The organism is Flavobacterium indicum GPTSA100-9 = DSM 17447, assembly GCF_000455605.1.
GTDB classification, from domain to species: Bacteria; Bacteroidota; Bacteroidia; order Flavobacteriales; family Flavobacteriaceae; genus Flavobacterium; species Flavobacterium indicum.
In genome coordinates, this window is sequence record NC_017025.1 from 953,318 (window position 1) to 974,392 (window position 21,075).

Annotated in this window: 17 protein-coding genes; 12 read left to right on the forward strand and 5 right to left on the reverse strand. The window is 30.3% G+C overall.

Annotation, left to right across the window (positions count from 1 at the left end):
• Positions 1-32: 32 nt before the first annotated feature.
• The gene (locus KQS_RS04210; RefSeq protein ID WP_014387969.1) at positions 33-341 is read left to right on the forward strand and encodes a thioredoxin family protein; all 309 of its coding nucleotides are present in this window, start codon (positions 33-35) and stop codon (positions 339-341) included.
• 11 nt (positions 342-352) lie between these two features.
• Positions 353-610: a DUF6952 family protein gene (locus tag KQS_RS04215; RefSeq protein WP_014387970.1), complete on the forward strand. Its 258-nt coding sequence runs from the start codon at positions 353-355 to the stop codon at positions 608-610.
• 82 nt (positions 611-692) lie between these two features.
• Here the strand turns inward: KQS_RS04215 and KQS_RS04220 are convergent, their stop codons facing one another.
• From KQS_RS04220 to KQS_RS04240, 5 genes are all read right to left on the reverse strand, one after another.
• Entirely contained in the window at positions 693-3,536 is a 2,844-nt protein-coding gene (locus tag KQS_RS04220) for a GH92 family glycosyl hydrolase (protein ID WP_014387971.1), read from the reverse strand.
• A gap of 61 nt (positions 3,537-3,597) precedes the next feature.
• Positions 3,598-4,005, reverse strand: coding sequence for a hypothetical protein (locus KQS_RS04225; protein WP_014387972.1), 408 nt, complete (start codon positions 4,003-4,005; stop codon positions 3,598-3,600).
• Positions 4,005-4,838, reverse strand: coding sequence for a GIN domain-containing protein (locus tag KQS_RS04230; protein ID WP_014387973.1), 834 nt, complete (start codon positions 4,836-4,838; stop codon positions 4,005-4,007). Before KQS_RS04230 ends, KQS_RS04225 begins: the two co-directional genes overlap by 1 nt.
• A 243-nt stretch (positions 4,839-5,081) precedes the next feature.
• A complete protein-coding gene (locus KQS_RS04235) occupies positions 5,082-6,812 on the reverse strand; it encodes a PspC domain-containing protein (RefSeq protein WP_014387974.1) in 1,731 nt (576 codons plus the stop codon).
• Positions 6,813-6,818: 6 nt separating this feature from the next.
• On the reverse strand, positions 6,819-7,148 hold the full coding sequence (locus KQS_RS04240; protein ID WP_014387975.1) for a PadR family transcriptional regulator: 330 nt from the start codon (positions 7,146-7,148) through the stop codon (positions 6,819-6,821).
• A 213-nt stretch (positions 7,149-7,361) separates the two neighbouring features.
• Here KQS_RS04240 and KQS_RS04245 point away from each other — a divergent pair, with 213 nt between their 5' ends.
• The 10 genes from KQS_RS04245 (at position 7,362) to KQS_RS04295 (ending at position 20,983) form a co-directional block, all read left to right on the forward strand.
• Positions 7,362-7,826: a DUF4442 domain-containing protein gene (locus tag KQS_RS04245; protein ID WP_014387976.1), complete on the forward strand. Its 465-nt coding sequence runs from the start codon at positions 7,362-7,364 to the stop codon at positions 7,824-7,826.
• A gap of 81 nt (positions 7,827-7,907) precedes the next feature.
• On the forward strand, positions 7,908-8,813 hold the full coding sequence (locus KQS_RS04250) for a TIGR01777 family oxidoreductase (RefSeq protein WP_014387977.1): 906 nt from the start codon (positions 7,908-7,910) through the stop codon (positions 8,811-8,813).
• Between the two features lie 201 nt (positions 8,814-9,014).
• Positions 9,015-9,554: a nucleotide exchange factor GrpE gene (locus KQS_RS04255; protein WP_014387978.1), complete on the forward strand. Its 540-nt coding sequence runs from the start codon at positions 9,015-9,017 to the stop codon at positions 9,552-9,554.
• A 72-nt stretch (positions 9,555-9,626) separates the two neighbouring features.
• Positions 9,627-10,751 carry a molecular chaperone DnaJ gene (gene dnaJ / locus KQS_RS04260; RefSeq protein WP_014387979.1) on the forward strand — a complete coding sequence of 375 codons (1,125 nt, stop codon included), beginning with the start codon at positions 9,627-9,629 and terminating at the stop codon, positions 10,749-10,751.
• Positions 10,752-10,906: 155 nt separating this feature from the next.
• Entirely contained in the window at positions 10,907-11,839 is a 933-nt protein-coding gene (locus tag KQS_RS04265; protein WP_014387980.1) for an ABC transporter ATP-binding protein, read from the forward strand.
• A 32-nt stretch (positions 11,840-11,871) separates the two neighbouring features.
• Positions 11,872-13,170 (forward strand): ABC transporter permease, encoded by a 1,299-nt coding sequence (locus KQS_RS04270; protein ID WP_014387981.1) that lies wholly within the window; start codon positions 11,872-11,874, stop codon positions 13,168-13,170.
• Between the two features lie 464 nt (positions 13,171-13,634).
• Entirely contained in the window at positions 13,635-14,798 is a 1,164-nt protein-coding gene (locus KQS_RS04280) for a sigma-54-dependent transcriptional regulator (protein ID WP_014387983.1), read from the forward strand.
• A gap of 125 nt (positions 14,799-14,923) precedes the next feature.
• Positions 14,924-15,532, forward strand: a complete 609-nt coding sequence (locus KQS_RS04285) for a DEAD/DEAH box helicase (RefSeq protein WP_014387984.1) — start codon at positions 14,924-14,926, stop codon at positions 15,530-15,532.
• A gap of 289 nt (positions 15,533-15,821) precedes the next feature.
• A complete protein-coding gene (locus tag KQS_RS04290) occupies positions 15,822-17,456 on the forward strand; it encodes an ABC-F family ATP-binding cassette domain-containing protein (RefSeq protein ID WP_014387985.1) in 1,635 nt (544 codons plus the stop codon).
• Positions 17,457-17,473: 17 nt separating this feature from the next.
• On the forward strand, positions 17,474-20,983 hold the full coding sequence (locus KQS_RS04295) for a T9SS type A sorting domain-containing protein (protein ID WP_014387986.1): 3,510 nt from the start codon (positions 17,474-17,476) through the stop codon (positions 20,981-20,983).
• Positions 20,984-21,075 lie beyond the last annotated feature (92 nt).

Consider the following 21,075-nt stretch of genomic DNA (forward strand, 5'->3'; position numbering starts at 1 on the left):
ATTGACAAATTGTCTAAAAAATTAAAAAAATTATGTTTACAGAAATAGAACAAGACAACTTACAAGAAATTGTAGCCAATAATGAAAAAGTTATGGTTCAATTTTCGGCTTCATGGTGTGGTAATTGCCGTATTATGAAACCTAAATTTAAAAAATTAGCTTCAGAAAATGAAGGAATGACTTTTGTTGTTGTTGATGCAGAACAATTTCCAGAATCAAGAAAATTAGCTAAGGTTGATAATTTACCTACTTTTGCTGCTTTTAAAAATGGGCAATTAGTTAATCAAACACAAACAAACAAGGCTGAAGTATTAGCTGAATTGGTAGCTGAAATTCAATAAATTCTATTCTTATGAAATTACCAGTAATAAAACATTTAACGCAATTTATTGAAGAAAATGATCAAGACTATTTAGTTGAAACAATAGCAGTATTAGAACATTTAACTGAATTAGAGTCTCTTAAAGATGAAGAATTGGATGTTATTGCTGAATTGATTTCTAATATGTATGGTGCTTTAGAGGTACAGAAAGAAATCAAAGCAGGTAAAGACAAAAAAACGGCCATGAATGATTTCATGAAACGTGTTTTAGGTTCAATAGACAAATAAAAAACTCTTTCTAAAATACTATTGAAAACCCTCAAATTGTTATTACTTTTTGAGGGTTTTTAATTCTATGTAATCTCATAGTCTATTTGACAATAATTTCATCAATGAAAATGAATGCTTCTCCGTTATAAGGATGACCAATGTGCCATTCGGGTAGTTTTCCAAAATTACGTGCAATGACTTTTACATAGCGCGCTTCAGCGAATTTTTTATTTGAATCGAAAGAATGTACTATATTTTGATCTAGTTTTGGATCGATGTTGTGCGTAATGATTTCAACCAATTCAAAAGTTTTATTATCATTAGAAATATAGTATTCTACTTGTTTAGGAAGTAAAATCCACGAACGTTGATCTTGTAAAAAACTAGCCTTGATTGAGGTAATTGGCATCGCTTTTTGTAAATCAATAATTGCTTCAAAATCTTGTGTTTGATACCCTTGCCAATCACCTTTGCGCCAATTTTCAGTTCCGTGAATACCGTCTAATAAACCTTCAGGACCACCGGCATGGTATTGCGGATTGTAAGTAGATTTTATGTCGATGGTGTAGTTGTTTGGTTTTTTAAAGAAGGTAGCAGAGATGGTGTAACTCTTTTGACCGTTATTTAAAACATAAGCTAAAACTATTGAAGATTCTTTAATAATAAAAGGTTTTGAATACGCTAAATAAATTTGATCACCATCTTTTTGATTTAAGTTTTTAACTTCATAATAAATCACATCTTTTGGATTTTGTGATTTGATTTCAATTTGTAACTCATTTTTAAAGGCTCTACTTGCCGCTTGGATAGTTGGGACAGGAATAATATCTTTAATTAAGTCTTCCTCTTTCACAGCCTTTGCTACATCAAAATCCGGATATTTATATGAGTGTTCTTCTAAATAGGTATCTAACCATTGATATGTAGATTTATTTGTTTTTTCATTTAAAACACGTACTTTTTTATCTTCTAAATTAAGTTTAACTTCCTTAAATATAGGTAGGACATAATCCCAGCCCATTTCACCTGGAGTCACATCATAAATTCCCATTGCACTCAACACATACCAAGCACTCATTTGTCCGCAGTCTTCGTTACCAATTAAACCATCGGGGGTGTTTTTATAAAATTCAGTTAAGATGTAATGTACCATCTTATTGGTTTTTTCTGGTTTACCAATATAATTGTACAAATACGCCATGTGGTGACTCGGTTCGTTGCCATGCGCATATTGTCCGATTAAGCCCGTAACATCTACTTGTTCTCTACCAGTTGTTTTACTTTCGGCACTAAACATTTCATCTAATTTGGCTTCAAATTTTTCTTTTCCACCATAAGCTTCAATCATGCCTGGAATGTCTTGTGGAACAAAAAAGGAATAATGCCATGAGTTGCCTTCTGTAAAATTATTGTTTACTTCTCTAGGATCAAATGGTTTGTCCCAACCGCCATTTTTCTTCGGACGCATGAAACCTGTTTCCCAATCAAATATATTCTTCCAAGATTGAGAACGCTTTATGAAGTATTCGTAATCCTCTTTTTTGTTCAAAATTTGAGCCATTTGTGCTATACACCAATCGTCATAGGCATATTCTACCGTTTTAGAAACACTTTCATGTTCGTCGTCCATGGAAATAAAGCCTTGTCTTTTATAAGCTTCTAATCCCAAATGATCTAACATTGCCGAATGTTTTGCTGCCTCAAAAGCTTTTTCATAATCAAACCCTTTTATGCCTTTAGCCATAGCATCGGCAATCACAGAAACGGAATGGTATCCTATCATACAATCGGTTTCATTAGAAGCCAATTCCCAAACGGGTAATCGTCCCCCTTGTTCGTATTGTTTAATAAAGGTATTGATGTAATCAGCAGTACGTTTTTTATCGATTAACGTATATAAAGGATGAGCTGCTCTAAACGTATCCCACAATGAAAAAACCGAATAATAATTAAATCCTTCGGCTACATGGATTTTGTTGTCACGACCACGGTATTTTCCGTCTACATCTTGCGCAATATTAGGTTGCATCATTGTGTGGTATAAAGCTGTGTAGAAAATGGCTAATTGGTCTTTGTTTTCTGAAGAAACTTCAATTTTTGCCAATTCTTTGTTCCAAAGTGCCTCAGCTTCTTTTTTTGTTTGTTCAAAATTCCAATGGTTGATTTCTGATGAATTGAGTTTTGCTCCTTCATATGAAGTAGGTGATAAGGAAACTTTGACTAGAATTTTTTCTCCTTTTTTGACTTTTTTTGAAAATACTGCGGCATTATTTTCTGTAATATCAATTAACCCTTCTTTTTTAGTTGAGATTAAAGAACTTTTTTTGAAAGGCATATTAAACTCAATTCGTGCATACACATATTGGTCTTTGGCCCAAGCTTCACTTCTTCGTAAAACTTCTATTGTTTTATTGTCAATGATTCGGATTCTTCCTTCTAATAATTTATCTCTGTGATTTAAATCGAGAATGATATTGGCTTGTCCAGCTTCGTTAAACGTATATTCATGAAAGCCAACACGTGTTGAAGAGGTTAATCGGACATCTATATTATGTTTATCAAGCTTTACACTGTAAAATCCAGCACTGGCTTTTTCGTTTCCATGTTTGAAATTTGAACTGTATTCTTTTGGATTAAAAGAAGGTTTTCCCATGGTTGGCATCAGCATAATGTCGCCATAATCCGAACAGCCCGTCCCGTTTAAATGGGTATGAGAAAATCCATAAATGATGCTGTCGTCATAATGATAACCCGAACAGCCATCCCAACTTCCGTCAATTCTAGTATCAGGAGAAAGTTGCACCATGCCATAAGGTACGGTGGCTCCAGGAAACGTATGTCCATGTCCTCCAGTTCCTATAAATGGATTTACATATTTTGAAAATTGGGTTTGCTGCGCAGAAACTGCAAAAGCGAAAAGTAAAAAAAATATTGTTTTTTTCATGTTTAGTAGTTGTTTGCGTAAAATTCCACAAACCTTATGAAAAAAACAATATTTTTATGAATTAATTTGCAAGTATACCACGTTGATTCACAACGGGTAATTCAACTGTAGCTTTTTCGTTAATCGTATTGCTTCTAAACGTAAATTTTTTGTCGTATAACTTTCCATCAAGGAAATAGGTGAGCATAAATTCATTATTTAATTGCAACACATTATTCTCTAATAATTCAATTTTAACAGAAGAATTTGCTTCCACTTCATTAAAGGCATGTCGAAAAGTACCCGTTTTTCTTTCTTCCCCGTTAATGATTCCATAGGCTCTAGAAACAACAATGGCCATTTCTAATTTATATTCCGTTTCATTAATTAAATAAGCATACCAAGTTTTTTCCATAAAATCATCGTTCCATTCATGGATTGCTACTACATGAACACCCTCCGATTTTGGTATGATAATATCTTTCTTCATTATTTTTCTTTTTTATATAAAATTGCACTTTGAGTAAAAATTCGCAAGTCCACTTTAGGTTCGCCTAATAATTCAATTTCAGATTTTCCTGATGCTGAAATGGCTATGGTTTTAGTTGCGTTTACAGAAGCTTTTGTATAACTTTCTGTAGTAAGATCAATATCTTTTACGGTGAATTTACGAGCAGTTAATTGAGCATTATTGTCTAATCTAATTTTAGCTGATTGGGCATCACCTTCGATTTCAGCATTACCTTTTTGGTATAAATCGATTTTAGCATTTGATGAGTTGATTAAGGCTTTTAATTCGGCATCTTTAGTAAGTTCAATAGTAGAATTGTCTGCTTTAACATTAATTTCAGCCTCAGCTTTATCCGTTAATTGTAAGGTAAATTTTTCGGCTTTAACATTTAAAAAAGACTGAGATTTGTCAAAATTTTTCACAGTTATATCCTCTAAAGTTAATTCAGCCAACGCATGTAATTTACTTTCATTTCTACCTGTAATCGTTTTTAAACTGTCGTTGTAATTAATTCTAACAGCAAATTTTTTAGCAGAAGAAACTTCTTTTAAAGCGCTTATTTTTAAGGTGTTACCTAAAACATTATAACTTACAGCATCGTGTAGATTGTCATCTGCTTCAATTTCAAGAGATGTTTTTTCAGCTTTAACAAAATAAACTTCAAGATTATCTTCAACTTCTACATTTTGAAAAGATTCTAAATCTTTTATAGTTAGCGTTACAATTTTAGAACCTTTTATTTTTTCTTTCTTTTGAGCAAAACATGCTACAACACTTAAAAGTAGTGTGCAAATTAGGATAATTCTTTTCATATTATGGGTTAATAATTGGGACAAATATAAAAAAAAACATCAGCTATAGCTGATGTTTTTTATCTAAAATATGCTTTCTATAAATTGAACAACTAATTGTATAGTGTACTCAATTATTTTTACAATGAACTGTATCATACTTTAATTTTTATAGTTGTTTTATTTTTTCAAAATAATGAAGTGTAAATTTACAAAAAATTATTTTTCAATATTTAATCAAATAGATAAATATTTGTTAAAAAATTAATGTTTAGATTTGATTACTTCGGTATTGATGATTTCTTTACCATTTACCTTTACGGATACTTTTTCAATACTATCTTTAATAGTGGTTGTTTTAACTACATTTCCATTTCCTAACTCACTTGAAACAGTTTCAATTTCTGCCTCATTTTCGTTCTCATCTGGACAATTTAAACAATCTAATTCACCTTTACTTACTTTATATTTATAGCCTTCTGGGCCATAATAATATTCAAAGTCAGAATTGTAATCATTTAAGAAGTTCTCTACATTTTTATTTGGATAATAAGTTATGCCTTCAGGTAAATACAGGTAAACATGTACTTGTTGATTTCTAAATTTAGCACTGGATTCGGTAGTGAAATAATTGTCTAAGATTAATTGATTACCAACAAATTTAAAATTATATTTAATTTTTTCTGCTCTTGTATTTGCTTCGTCAAAATTGCGTCCTTGTGCCGTTTTTTCAACAATTACAAAAGGTTGTGCTTTGTCTGTTGTTTTTAAATGTAAGTATACATTATTAGAATAAATGATTTCATTTTTAGTAGAATCTTGCATTATTCTCAAATCTGAACGGTGATCCACTCTTTTAGAAAAATATTCGTTGTTTACAAATTTAACTTCTAAAGTATCATTTGTTGTTATTGGTAATACTTCTTTTTTCACTACTTTTCCATCATGACTCAATTCAGTAGCGTAACGAATGCCTACAACTGTTAAACTGATTAAAGAGAAAATCCAAATGGCTAACAAGCTAAATTTAGCGTAATTTCCAATAGAACGAGTATTAGGAATTAGTAACTTTAAACCTAATAAGACAAAAAAGAATAATGGAATTCCAAATGCGGATAAGAATAATAACCCTTGTGCCCATAGAGGAACATCAAAATTAAATGGTGTATGTATGTTGTCTTGTAATAAAACTTCCGGTAATGATGAAGAAAATACTAAAATTACAGATGCAACAATTACCCCTAAAAATGCTATCGTAGCAAATAATAAAATAAAGAATCCAACAGCTTTTCCTATTCCTTTAAAGAGTTCTGAAATGATATCACCAGCTGTTGAACCAATTTTTTGTGCACCATATTTGGCATTATCTGCAATTTTTTGATGGTCTAAATTATTGATTTTGTCTGTGATTTCATTAAAACCTTCCTTTACTTTTTTCTCAATATTTGAAATTGTAATGGGTTGGCCCTTCATTTCCAATTTTTGTGAAGTTGTAATGGCTTCTGGTAATAAAATCCAAAGTAAAAAATACACTACTACTGTTGTTCCAAAACTTAAGAACATGGATAGAATAAAAATAATACGTAACCATATTGCTTCAACACCAAAATAATGACTTAATCCTGCAATTACTCCTCCTAAAAGTGCATTGTCTTTATCACGATACAATTTTTTTGACGTATAATAGGTGTAATCCTGAGTTGATTGATAAGTTGCTTTTGTAGGTTCGTTATCATCAATTTTATAATCTTCAGGTTGCCCCATAATTGAAATAATTGCATCAACATCGGCTAAACTTATTACTTGTTTAGTAGTTCCCAATTTTTCTTGTGCTAATTCTGCAATCCTGCTTTCAATGTCTTTGATAATTTCATCTCTTCCTTCAGGAGATAATGAACGTTTAACAGCTTGTAAATAACTGCTTAACTTATTATAAGCGTCTTCATCAATGTGGAAGAAAAAACCGCCTAAATTTATACTCGTTGTCTTATTCATGATTCGTTAGTTTTGATTGGTGATTATGTTAACAGCGTCTGATAATTCTTTCCAGGTGCCGCTTAATTCTTGTAAAAAATCTTTTCCTTCTTCGGTTAAACCATAGTACTTTCTAGGTGGTCCCGATGTGGATTCTTCCCATCTGTAGGTAAGTAATCCGTCGTTTTTTAATCTAGTTAATAAAGGATAAACAGTACCCTCAACAACTAGTAATTTTGCGCTTTTTAAGGTGTCTAATATTTCAGAAGTGTAAGCATCTTTTTCTTTTAAAACTGATAAGATGCAAAACTCTAAAACACCTTTTCGCATTTGTGCTTTTGTGTTTTCAATGTTCATACATGATTTTTTTAAATTACTATTCGTTTTTGATTGATGATTGATGATCGAAAACAAGTTACTATCCTTAGTAAGTTATTTTCTTATGCAAATATATGGCTAAAAACAAGTACATTGTATTACATAGTACTAATATTTAACAAAAAATTAACAATTTGAAAAATGTATGTACGCATAATAAAATTTGTTTATCTTTACAAAAACAAAGGAATTATGAAGTTTACACCCTCAAAATTAAATTTATTTAACTTTTTTAAATTACCATCTGCGTATTGGTCAGGTGTTCGTGCAAAAGAAATTACTTCAGAAAAATGTGTGGCTACTGTTAAACACCGTTGGTTCAATCAAAATCCTTTTAATTCTATGTATTTTGCTGTTCAAGCAATGGCTGCAGAATTTACTACTGGTGCCTTAGTAATGTATCAAATACAAGAGAGCAAGGAAAATATTTCAATGTTAGTAGCGCAAAATAAAGCTGTATTTACAAAGAAAGCTACTGGAAGAATTACTTTTACCTGCAATCAAGGAAATATAATTAAAGACACTATTCAAAAAGCAATTGCTACAAATGAAGGCCAAACAATATGGTTAACATCTATTGGTGTTAATGAAAAAGGCGAACAAGTTTCTGAAATGCAATTTGAATGGACAATTAAAGTTAGGTCTAAAAGTAAATAAAGAACTAACAAATGTTAAGGTTAGTTAATAAATACATTACAAGCTTATATGTTTTGTAAATTTGAATAAAAAAGCTTGAAAATGACACTATTAATTACAGGAGCTACAGGATTAGTTGGGCAGGAGTTGATGCGTTTTGTACTTCAACAAGGACATAAGGTCAATTATTTAACTACTTCAAAATCTAAAGTTAAAAGTCAATCAAATGTGAATGGATTTTATTGGAATCCGGATACAGGTGAAATTGATTTAAAAGCTTTTGAAGCGGTAGAAGTTATTGTTCATTTAGCTGGCGCTACCATTTCAAAAAAATGGACACCATCTTATAAAGAAGAACTATTAAATAGTAGAGTTAAAACTTCTCAGTTATTGTTTTCTTCATTAGAAAAAATAAATCATGAAGTTAAACAAATAATTTCTGCTTCTGCTATTGGCGGTTATGAAAGTAGTTATGATAAAATATATCATGAAGATGATCCCATAAATGAACCAGAATTTTTAGGTGAAATTGTGAGGAAATGGGAGGAACATGTAGATGTATTTTCGAAATTAGGTGTTAAAGTAACAAAGGTGAGAATTGGGATTGTACTGTCAAAAAACGGTGGTGCTTTTGTTGAGTTAATTAAGCCAATTAAATTAGGAATTGGTTCTGCATTAGGAACTGGAAACCAATACCAAAGTTGGATCCATATTGATGATTTAATTTCAATTTTTTATTATTTAATTTCAAATCAACTAGAAGGTGTATTTAATGGTGTAGCACCTTATCCTGTTACAAACAAAGAAATGTTACGTACAATGGCAAAAGCGCTTCACAAGCCATTCTTTATGCCGAATGTCCCAACATTTGTTTTAAAATTAATTTTAGGCGAAATGCACCAAATAATTACTTCAAGTCAACATGTAAGTTGCATGAAATTACTAGATCGAGGATTTCAATTTAAGTACGCTTCACTTGATAAAGCACTACTAAAGTTGCTGCAATAAAAAAAAGTGCTATTCAATAAGGATAGCACTTTTCATTTTGTATTGTAATTAAGATGAAATAAATAAACTTAACTTTTCAAAATTACTCAATTGAAAAGCTAAAACTCTTAAAAAAATATTAAAATTATAGCTGACAATGTGTCATTTTAAAAATATTGGCAATACTTTTGCAAACTTATATTTCAAATAAAATTTAATAATATGAGCCAAGAAAATACTGAAAATATAGAAAAAGATAACATTCAGGATGAAAATATTGCAGATAACCAGGCAATAAATCAACCAGAAATGTCAGTTGAAGAACAGTTGCAAGAACAATTGGCACAAGAAAAAGATAAGTTTCTTAGATTGTTTGCTGAGTTTGAAAATTATAAAAAGCGAACTTCAAAAGAAAGAATTGAATTGTTTAAAACTGCTGGTCAAGAAGTATTACAAGCAATGTTACCTGTTTTAGATGATTTTGACAGAGCTTGGAATCAAATTTCAAAATCTGAAGATGAAGCTTTGGTTAAAGGTGTAGAATTAATTCACGATAAATTAAAATCGACATTAACAGCTAAAGGATTAGAATTAGTTGAAATTAAAGCGGGTGATGATTTTAATGCTGATTTTGCTGAAGCAATTACACAAATTCCCGCTCCAACAGAAGACTTGAAAGGTAAGATTGTTGATGTAATTGAAAAAGGATATAAATTAGGAGATAAAATAATTCGTTTCCCTAAAGTAGTAATTGGTAATTAAATTGTTTCAAGTTCCAAGTTTCAAGTATTAAAACCTGAAACAAGAAAGCTTGAAACCTGAAACAAAGGATATATGAGCAAAAAAGATTTTTACGAGATATTAGGAATTAGCAAGGGTGCTTCTCCAGAAGAAATCAAAAAAGCTTATCGAAAGAAAGCGATTCAATACCATCCGGATAAAAATCCAGGAGATAAAGAAGCTGAAGAGAATTTCAAATTATGTGCAGAAGCTTATGAAGTATTGAGTGATGCAGATAAGAAAGCAAGATACGATCAGTATGGTCATGCGGCTTTTGAAAATGGCGGTGGCTATGGTGGTCATCATATGAATATGGATGATATATTCAGCCAATTTGGAGATATTTTTGGAAGCGCATTCGGAGGAGGTTTCGGAGGAGGCTTCAGCGGAGGCGGCGGCGGTCAACGCAGAATGAAAGGAAGTAATTTGCGTATCAAAGTTAAGTTGACTTTAGAAGAAATTGCTAATGGTGTAGAGAAAAAAGTAAAAGTTAAACGCAAAGTTCAAGCTGCTGGAGTTACTTATAAAACATGTTCAACTTGTAATGGAAGTGGTCAGGTTTTAAAGGTGACTAATACTATTTTAGGTAGAATGCAAACGGCAACTACCTGTCATTCGTGTCATGGAGCAGGTCAAATGATTGATTCTAAACCTGCTAATGCAGATGCTCAAGGAATGATTACTGAGGAAGATACAGTGTCAATCAAAATTCCTGCAGGTGTTGTAGATGGAATGCAGTTAAAAGTTTCAGGTAAAGGAAATGACGCTCCTGGTAAAAACAGTATTCCTGGAGATTTAATTGTAGCCATTGAAGAAATTGAACATGAGTTTTTGAAGCGTGAAGGCGAAAATTTGCATTTCGATTTATACATTAGTTTTGCTGAAGCTGCACTTGGAGTTTCAAAAGAAATTGATACAGTTAATGGAAAAGTACGTATTAAATTAGAAGAAGGAATTCAATCAGGTAAAATTTTACGTTTAAAAGGGAAAGGTATACCTAGCTTAAATTCTTATGGGAATGGTGATTTATTAGTACACGTAAATGTTTGGACACCTAAAACATTGAACAAAGAACAAAAACAATTTTTTGAAAAAATGATTACAGATGAGAACTTTATTCCTAAGCCGGAGAAGTCTGAAAAATCATTTTTTGAAAAAGTTAAAGATATGTTTTCATAATTAATAAAAAATATATACATTTGAACTTCACTTTTTTAGGAAAGTGAATTTTCTTTTTCATAGCAATTTTTCCCATCCCTTAGCAATAAAGGATGGGTTTTTTATTGTAACAAATTTCGTAACTTGTCATCTAATTAGAAAAAACGATACTTTATATGAACAATATTTTAGAAGTTAAAAATGTTGTGAAACAATACGGTGATTATACTGCATTAAACAGTGTGTCATTAAATGTTCCTCAAGGTAGTATTTACGGATTGTTAGGGCCAAATGGGGCTGGAAAAACTTCCTTAATCCGAATCATAAATCAAATTACATTGCCTGATTCAGGTGAAATTTGGTTGGATGGAGAAAGATTAAACCCGAATCATGTTGCTATAATTGGATATATGCCTGAAGAAAGAGGGTTGTATAAAACCATGAAAGTAGGTGAACAATGTTTGTATTTGGCACAGTTAAAAGGCATGTCTAAAGCAGAAGCGAAAGCACAATTAAAATATTGGTTCGAAAAATTTGAAATTCAAGTATGGTGGGATAAAAAAATTCAAGAGTTGTCTAAAGGTATGGCACAAAAAGTGCAATTTATTGTTACCGTTTTACATAAACCAAAATTATTAATTTTAGACGAACCTTTTTCTGGTTTTGACCCAGTAAATGCCAATTTGATTAAGGATGAAATTATTGAATTAAACAAGCAAGGAACATCCATTATTTTTTCTACCCACCGTATGGAAAGTGTTGAAGAAATGTGTGATCATATTGCGCTGATTCATAAATCAAATAAACTTATTGAAGGAAAACTTTCCGAAGTGAAACGACAATTTAGAACAAATACGTTCCAAATTGGTATTATGACCAATAATATTGAAGGATTAATGTACCAATTGTCTCAAAAATTCACAATCGGACAAACGAGTTTTAAATCGCTTAATGATGATTTGAAATTAGAGGTAAATTTGGGTAGTCATCCAACGAATGATTTATTACAAACGCTTTTCCAATTTGGACAAGTAACGCATTTTGCTGAAAAAATTCCGAGTGTGAATGATATATTTATTCAAACAGTAAGCGGAGAATTAGCTATTTAATTTATTGTAAAAGCAATTTAGAAACATCAATTATGAACAAGTTAAACTTAATTATACAAAGAGAATTTTTTGCAAAAGTGCGTAATAAATCATTCATAGTAATGACTTTTTTAAGCCCTTTATTGTTTGTAGGAATGGCTTTTTTGATAGGCTATTTGTCAAACATGAATAAAGATTCGATAACAAAAATTGCAGTATACGACCAAGCGGGGCTGTTAAAAAATCACTTTAAAAATGATAAACATACATTATATATAGATTTATCGTCGTTACCTTTTAAAACAGCAAAAGATACTGCAAAAGCAAGTTATGAAGGGATGTTGTTTGTACCAAAGGTAAATAATATTCAAGAAATAAAAGATAAAGTAGAATACATTTCTGAAGACAGTCCAAGTATCGAATTTATTTCCAATATTGAAGATGTTATCGATTCGACTTTAACTCAAGAAAATTTTAAAGTTTCGGGAATAGACAGTAAAAAAATTGAAGATGCAAAGGTAAAATCAGATTTAAAGTTAGCTAAATACTCTGGAGATGAAAGTTTAAAGGGGTTGAATGAAATTAAAGTAGCTATTGGAGGTTTGTTTGGTTATTTAATCATGATGTTTATTATCATTTACGGAAACTTTGTAATGCGAAGTGTAATTGAAGAAAAAACCAATCGAATTATTGAAATAGTAATTTCATCTGTGAAACCTTTTCAATTAATGATGGGTAAAATTATTGGTACTTCTTTAGCGGGAATTTTACAATTTTTAATTTGGGCAATTGTTGGAGGTGTGTTGTTTTTTATGGCGTCTTCTTATTTGGGAATGGAAGCGGGTGGAAGTGCAGGACAAGTTGCAGAAGCTGCCAAACATGCAGAAAAAATGAATGACTTTAAAAGTTATTTATTGGAAATTCAAAATTTACCGATTGCAACTTTAATTACCTGTTTTATTATTTATTTCATAGGTGGTTATTTTTTATATAGTTCTTTTTATGCGGCTATTGGTGCGGCTGTTGATTCTGAGACCGACTCACAACAATTTTTATTGCCTATTATTATGCCTTTAATGTTAGGGGTTTACATTGGATTCTTTACAGTTATTAATGACCCACACGGAACTGTTGCAACGGTGTTTTCTATTATTCCTTTAACTTCACCGATTGTCATGTTAATGCGAATTCCATTTGGAGTGCCTGCATGGCAACTCATTTTGTCCATTGTATTATTATTTGGTACTTTTATGTTGGTCGTTTGGGCAGCTGCCAAAATTTATCGTGTCGGAATTCTTATGCATGGTAAAAAACCAACGTGGAAAGAATTGGTTAAATGGTTAAAGTATTAAGTTATGCTAGGAGAATATTCTTTTATTATTATTCCAATTTTAACATTTATACCGTTTTTTATTGGTAATTATATTTTAAACAAGGCAGAATTGAAATTAACTGAAAAAGAGAGAAATCAATACCAAAAAATAAAGAGTGAAATTAGTAAAAAGTACCTTTTTTTTCTGTTAATGTTTCCAATTTTAATGGTTTTAAAGGCTTCAATTGATTCAGAGATTGGAACATATATTTATTTAGTTCTTTTTCTAGTGTTGTTCATTTTTTCATTGTTTTTTTATTATAAATTTTACCTTAATGAGTTCAAAAAAAATGCATTAAATCCTGAATTTATTTTACGATTTAAACAAATTGAAGCCATGAAATTTATCTTTTTTTTATTCATTGGATTACTCATTTACTTAAGTTTTTAAAATGGCAAAGTATTTGTAATTCATGAATTGTATAACATTATAAAAAATAGTAAATGCCAAAAATTCTAATTATCGAAGATGAAGCACCAATTAGAAGAGTGCTTAACAAAATATTATCAGAAGAAAATGAGTCCTATGTTGTTGAAGAGGCTGAGGATGGATTGATGGGGATTGATAAAGTAAAAAATGAAGATTTTGATTTGATTCTATGCGATATCAAAATGCCAAAAATGGATGGTGTGGAAGTTCTTGAAGCTGTTAAGAAAATCAAACCCGAAATTCCAATGGTTATGATTTCTGGTCATGGTGATTTAGAAACGGCCGTGAATACCATGCGTTTAGGGGCTTTTGATTACATATCTAAACCACCAGATTTAAATCGTTTATTGAATACGGTTCGAAATGCCCTGGATAAAAAACAATTAGTTGTAGAAAATAAAATTCTTAAAAAGAAAGTTTCTAAAAACTATGAAATGATTGGGGAAAGTGAGGCTATTATGCACATTAAAACCATGATTGATAAAGTAGCCGCAACCGATGCTCGTGTTTTAATTACAGGTCCAAATGGAACTGGTAAAGAGTTAGTGGCGCATCAATTACATGAAAAAAGTAATCGTTCGTCTCAGCCTATTATTGAGGTGAATTGCGCCGCTATTCCATCTGAATTGATTGAAAGTGAGTTATTTGGACACGTAAAAGGGGCATTTACATCAGCAGTAAAAGATAGAGCTGGTAAGTTTGAAGCCGCTCATGGAGGTACCATTTTCTTAGACGAAATTGGCGATATGAGTTTGCCCGCTCAAGCTAAAGTTTTACGTGCTTTGCAAGAGAATTTAATTCAACGTGTAGGAGCCGATAAAGATATTAAAGTGGATGTACGTGTGGTTGCAGCGACCAATAAAGATTTGAAAAAAGAAATTGAAGAAGGTCGTTTTCGTGAAGATTTGTACCACCGTTTGGCCGTAATTTTAATTAAAGTACCAGCTTTAAATGATCGAAGAGAGGATATTCCGTCGTTATTAGAACATTTTGCAGCTAAAATTGCAGACGAGCAGGGGAGTGCTAAAAAGACATTTAGTGCTCAGGCTGTTAAAATGTTACAAGAGTATGATTGGACGGGGAATATTCGTGAATTAAGAAATGTAGTGGAACGTTTAATTATTCTAGGCGGACAAGAAATTTCAGAAACGGATGTTGCTTTGTTTGCAAGTAAATAAAAAATTGTCATGTTAAACTTGTTTCAGAATTTCTAATCCAGTAGAATTTTATTTTAGAACCTGAAACAAGTTCAGTTTGACAGATTAGATTTGTGTATCTTTGCACCAAATTATAGAATAAACCAATGCAGTTAAAAAAAATAAATCCGAATTTACAGAAAGCCTTGATTGAGAAAAATTTTCTTGAACCTACTGAAGTTCAAGAAAGTTGTTTTGGTCCAATTAAAAGTGGCATCGATTTAGTCATTCAATCGGAAGTAGGTTCGGGTAAAACCACTTTAATTGCTTTGTCGGTTATTCAAAAACTAGAAAAAGCCGTTCTAATTGCACCTAGAGCAGTTGTAATTACTGAAACCAAAGAAAAAGTTTTAGCATTAGAAGAACTTTTTAAAGAATTAGCAAAATATACCGATTTACGAGTTTATGCCGTTCATGATAAATCGGATTTAGACTACGATAAAAACATGATTTCTGTTGGGGTTGATATTTTAATTGGTACACCTATCCGAATGAATGACATGTTTGCGACAGCAGGTTATGATGTAAATCAATTAAAAATTTTTGTAGTTGATGATGCTGATATAATTTTTAGAGCACGATTAGATGCAAAAATTAAACGTTTAGCTGACAGTATTAAAACACAACAAGTATTGTTTTGTTCACAAATTACCGAACGTGTTGAGTCTATGGCCTTCCAAATGATGGAAGAGCCTACTTTTTATGAAATGGAATAAGTTATTTAAGAGCAATTTCAAAATCTATAGCAATACTATAAGTAATTTATTTACTTCTTAATTTTAATACTTTATTTTTCATTTCAATCCATCAATGTTTCTATCATTAGAATCAATTCAATTCTTTCTATAAAGATGATACAACATTATTAAAATTAAAACATGAAGTAAATTTTCTAGTTTCTAGTTTCTAACTTCTAATTTTAAATTATCTTTACGCCTTCAAAATCTTGAAGGTATAAGTCCTTAAAACTTTAAACTTTATCCTTTAAACTTTTATCTAAAAAAAATGATTACAGTTAATGATATTGCCGTAGAATTTGGCGGTACTACTTTGTTTAGCGAGGTAACTTTCGCAATAAATGAAAATGATAAAATTGCCTTAATGGGTAAAAATGGAGCAGGAAAATCTACTTTATTAAAAATTGTTGCAGGGGCAAATAAGCCAACACGTGGTGGAATTTCAGCGCCAAGTGATGCTGTAATTGCCTATTTACCGCAGCATTTATTAACAGAAGATAAGTGCACCGTTCGTGAAGAAACATCAAAAGCTTTTGCCGATGTGTTAAACATGAAAAAAGAAATGGATGAAATCAACGAACAATTAACGGTTCGTACGGATTATGAAAGTGATGAATACATGAAGTTAATCGAACGCGTTTCGGAACTTTCAGATAAATATTATTCTATTGAAGAGGTAAATTATGATGCTGAAGTTGAAAAAGTATTAAAAGGTTTAGGTTTTGAAAGAGAAGATTTTGACCGTTTAACTTCGGAATTTTCTGGAGGTTGGCGTATGCGTATTGAATTGGCTAAAATCTTATTGAAAAAACCTGATTTAATTTTACTAGATGAGCCAACAAATCACTTGGATATGGATAGTATTCAGTGGTTAGAGGAGTTTTTAATCAATCAAGCCAAAGCGGTTATGGTAATTTCCCACGATAGAGCTTTTGTTGATAATATTACCAATCGAACCATAGAAGTCACTATGGGTAGAATTTATGATTATAAAGCGAAGTATTCGGATTATTTAGTTTTGCGTCAAGATAGAAGAATTCACCAGCAAAAAGCCTACGACGAGCAACAAAAGTTCATTGCAGAAAACAAAGCTTTTATTGAACGATTTAGAGGAACGTTTTCAAAAACAGAACAAGTGCAATCTCGTGTCCGAATGTTAGAAAAATTGGTGTTAGTTGAGGTAGATGAAGTGGATACTTCGGCATTAAAATTGAAATTTCCTCCTTCACCGCGTTCTGGTCAATACCCTGTGGTGGTTTCAGAAATGACTAAGAAATATGGCGATCATGTGGTATTTAATGATGCCAATTTAGTAATTGAACGTGGACAAAAAGTGGCGTTTGTTGGTAAAAATGGAGAAGGTAAATCTACCATGATTAAAGCTATTATGGGCGAAATTGACTATGATGGGGGCAAAGTAGAAATAGGTCATAATGCTATGATTGGTTATTTTGCTCAAAATCAAGCGGCCTTATTAGATGGTGAAGCCACTGTTTTTGATACGATAGATCGAGTAGCCGTTGGTGATGTTCGTACGAAAATTAAAGACCTTTTAGGTGCATTCATGTTTAGCGGTGATGATATTCAGAAAAAAGTAAAAGTATTATCGGGAGGCGAACGAACGCGATTGGCTATGATTAAATTATTGTTAGAACCAGTAAATGTTTTAATTCTGGATGAGCCTACCAATCACTTAGATATGAAAACGAAAGATATCATTAAAGAGGCCTTAAAAGATTTTGATGGTACTTTAATTTTAGTATCGCATGACCGTGATTTCTTGGATGGATTAGCCGAAAAAGTATTTGAGTTTGGAAATAAACGTGTCAAAGAACATTTTGAAGATATTAAAGGGTTCTTAGCACATAAGAAAATGGAAAACTTAAAAGAAATTGAAAAATAAAAAATGATTTATAAAACATGAAAATTTTAAATTCAATACTGTTTTTGTTTATAAGCTTGAAATCTTTTTCACAGTGGGTAAATTTAAATACTGGAATTAATGATAACTTAAATGGTGTTGTTTTTTTTCAAGAAAATGGAATAGTTTCCGGTGAAAATGGTATTTATTACACTACTAATGGTGGCATTGGAAGTTCAAGTTGGACAGAGTTACATATGCCAACTAATCCATCTTCTACTATTTTTGAAGATACAAAGTTTACACATTGTTATGGTTCAAAAACAAATACTAGTAATACAGGAATTGTATATGCCTGTGGCCAAACTATTTCAGAAAATAAAGCTGTTATTTTTAAAATAAATATTCCAACCATGAATTATCAATTGATTTATCATGGCTCAAGTGGAACAAAATTAAATAAAATTGAATGTGTAAACAGTTATGATCAGAGTTATGCAGTTGGAAATAATGGTTTGATGTTGAGTTTTACAAGTACAGGTTCAGTGATTGAAGTTATTACAAATACAACTGAAGATCTACTATCCATTTCTAGTTATAATAGTAGAGTTGCATATGGAAGTAGTAATAAAGTTTGGACTGCAACTGTATTTGGGAATGGTCTTTCTGATTTTGGAGGTGTTCAAAATAGTTCTATTGAAGTTAAAGACATATGTGAAGTTTCATCATTAGCATATATAGCGGGGGGAAATAAATTTAATTATGTTGAATTTAATAGTAGTGGGATAAATGGATCAATTAATAATTTTAATTTACCATTAAATGCTAATGCCGTTACTTATAAAAATTCAATTTTTGTTGGCACTACAAATGGAATTTATAAATATGTAAATAATTGTTTAGAATGGCAACCAAGTTCTTCTAATTTTAGTATTAATGAATTTTGGTTTCAAACTGTAAATAATGAAGTTTATGCATGTGGTAATAATGGGTTATTATTAAAAACTTCAAATTATGGAGGTTCTACAAAGCCATACATAGCTATGAATGCAATTGGTACATGTGTCAATGGAACTGTTCAGTTTTCAGCAATTGTAGGATCAGGGAATAATTCCAAATGGTATATAGATAACGTATTACAAAGTACAAATTTAACAGGGTTTACTAAAGTGTTTAATTCACCAGGACAATATGAAATAAAATTAGAAGTAATTAATAATTTTAATGAAGTAAGTATTGTTACAAAAAATATTAACATTGTAAATATACCTGCTATAAATAAACCAATTACTGTTAGTAACACTATTTTGTGCAAAGCTGAAGCGATACAAATAATAATAAATGATTCTGAAACTAATGTAAAATATGTTTTAAGAAAAAATGGATTTCCAAGTTCAAATTTTGGCGAAAGCCCTGAAGGAAATGGTGGTGCCATAGTTCTAAATTCAAGTTTAATAGATCTTACAGGAGATTATTATATAGAGGCAGTTAGTACATTAGCAAATTGTATGAAACGATTTGATGCAAATTTTTTAATAACTGTTGAAGAAACTAATGCAGCTTTTCATTCAAACTTAATTAATGCTAACATTGCTGAAAATATTAATTTTATTAATCATAGTCAAGAGGCAAACAGCTATGATTGGCAATTTGAATTAAATTCACAAATTCAAAATTCAAATGCTGAAAATGTTCAAATTAGCTTTCCTAATATAGGACTTACAACAGTTTCATTAGAAGCAACTTCAATTAATGGGTGTATAGATGTAAAAACTGATGAAAGTGTACAAATTGTTGATAATAATAGTGTTAATGATACTAGTTTTATTTTAGGTTATACTATTACTGATTTTAATATTTCAAATAGAGAAATTTGGGATACTAAATTAACTTCAGATGGATATTTAAATTGTGGAGCTTATAAAAATTCTGTTTTTAAATCTCGTATTGGTAAAAATTTCATTTTAAATGGAAATGGAGGGTTTTTAGCAAAACATGATAAGAAAGGAATTTTAAAATGGATGGTATATACAAATATTACAACAGATGGTGATTTTTTTAAATCAATTGTTATTGATAATTTGAACAATATCTACATTTCAGGTATAGGAAGTGGTTATTTTTATGATAATAATGGAGATAAAATAAATTTAAATAATGGTTTAGGAAAATATTTTTTAATTAAACTAGACCCTAAAGGTAAATTAATTTGGATACTTCAAAATAATAATGTTCTTTTTGAAAGTTTACATATAAACACTAATCAATATTTTATTGCAACCACTAGAATCAAAGACCAATACACAAGTTATTCAAATATTCCTATTTATAAAAATGGTTTATTGTTGCAAAATATAGGTAATACTATTGCTGTAAATGATTCAAATTTTGGATTAATTAAATTTGATTTTAATGCAAATATAATTTGGGAAAATGAAATTAAAATTAATTTTACCAATGCTGCAATGATATATGATTTAGAGTTTGATTTAAATAATAATATATACTTAACAAACTCATCTGAATCTACAACAACATACTATTCTTTTAACGGCCTTAATAAACAAGTATTAGGAAATGGTACTTATGGTGGTAAGTCTGGCCTTGCAAAATACGATAGTAATGGTAATTGTATATGGGCAATAAGAACTAGAACTCAAAACACTGCAGTTTATGACCCAACTGATAGTACTATAATAAATGACTTAACTGTTGATGATTTTGGAAATATTTATGTTGTAGGTGAAAATGAATGTAAACCAAATCAAATTTATTCTTATACTCATATTTTTGATAATAGTGATGGTTCAACTACACAAACTATTAATGGATCGTTTTATTTTGCTAAAATTAATACTAATGGTATTTGTGAATGGATTAGAACTACCGATGTTAAAATAAATGGAAATGGCTCAAAAATAATTAGAGAAAATAATATATTATCTTTGATTGCATATTATACTTCTAGTTCTACAATAATTAATGTTCCATTACAAACAATAAATAATACTGTTCAAAATATTACTCATGATAAAAATAATTATTTAATTCTTAAATATAGTTTGGATGGTGAACTATTAAAAGTTGTTTCAAATTCTGGTTTAAATACGAATTCAAGCACTTCTGGACCAGTTAAATGCTTTAATAAAGATCAAGATGACTATTATTTTTTAACCAGACATTTAACTGCTTCAGCTAATCAAAATGTTGATTTTGGAATGATACATAACATTTCTAGCGGTGATAGTAATTATGCTTGTATTGTAAAATGTAAAGAAAATGATGGTGTTATATTATTTAATTCTAATATTTTAAAAATTGATGATTATACCTTAAATAATCTAAACATCTATCCAAATCCATCAAATGGAAAGTTTAAAATAGATTTTGAAAATCAATTAAGTACTTATACTATTAAGATATATAATACGCTTGGTAAACTAGTTTTTGAAAATAATTATTTTAATAGTAAAGAAGTAGAATTAAATTTGAATTTAATGTCTGGTATTTATTTTATAAAAATTCAAAGTGAAAACAAACAATTTTCAAGTAAAATAATTATTGATTAGTAAAGCTTAAAAAGTTAACAAGCTTAAAAGAAATAGAAAAATAAAAACAATAATTATTAAATATTTAAAGCTCCTTTTTCGGAGCTTTTTTT